The 854-nt window shown below is 45.4% G+C and carries 1 protein-coding gene; it reads right to left on the bottom strand.

Features of this window, described 5'->3' with window-relative positions:
* Positions 1-473 (bottom strand): hemerythrin domain-containing protein (locus A3735_RS09325; protein ID WP_068637981.1); only part of this gene is annotated, 473 nt, incomplete at its 3' end.
* Between the last annotated feature and the right edge of the window lie 381 nt (positions 474-854).

The following is an 854-nucleotide window of genomic DNA, read 5'->3' as shown; positions in this document are numbered from 1 at the left end:
TTTTCAATCGAGATATGACTTTGCAAATCTTCGATAAATTCAGAAATTAAGGCATAAAGCCTTGTCCAGGTATTACAAGCGTCTTCTGGTAATGTCAGCTGGTTCGTTAGCTCTGATAGCTGGGAGATTGCACCAGCATGTTCATCGTGCTCATGACGCATCACCGAGATAGGGCCCTGAGCCATTGCTCCCATTCCTTGTTCCAGCATAGGGAAGAGGATGTTTTCTTCCTTAAACATATGTTGTTCGAGCTCTATCTTCATTGTTTGCAGGTGATTAGATAGGCCATGAGGACACTCTGGGTGTTCACCGTGTACAGATTCAACTCGAGCAGCCTTTTCATTTAGTTCGCTAAGCTGTTGTCGATGGACTTCATGGTAGCGCTGCAAGATATGAGCAATTAGTTCAGGGTTTGATAGAGATTCTAGAGGCTCAAGGGTGCTATTGCCGTCTGTTAAAGTTTGATCGGGCATACTTCCTCCACTTCATAAGAACGGGGTGGGCAACTATAGTATCGGAATTCTTTTCAGGGCGAGCTTTTATCTTAAGAACATTGCCGAGCCGAAGCTATACAACCTAGTTGATATAAGAGGGATAAAAGGGGGTAGAGCAGATAGAAAAAGGATATTTCTACCTCGAAAACCGCCAATTTCATGGCCCTTATGAAACAGAGGAACAAGCCTCTCAGGCAGCTTTAGAAAACTGCAAATTGTCTTCACCTGGTGAGTGCAGGGCAATCTATCACGGCTCAGCAAAACGCGATAGCGATACCAACCTTAACGTGCCACTTGGCGACATGCGCGAAGCAGGCTCAATAGAATGCCCTGAAGCCGCTGAATAAGCGCTGCTAACTG

It is taken from the genome of Oleiphilus sp. HI0061 (genome assembly GCF_001635675.1).
Note: the sequence above shows the minus strand (reverse complement) of the source record. Positions and strands in the feature narration are given on the sequence as shown.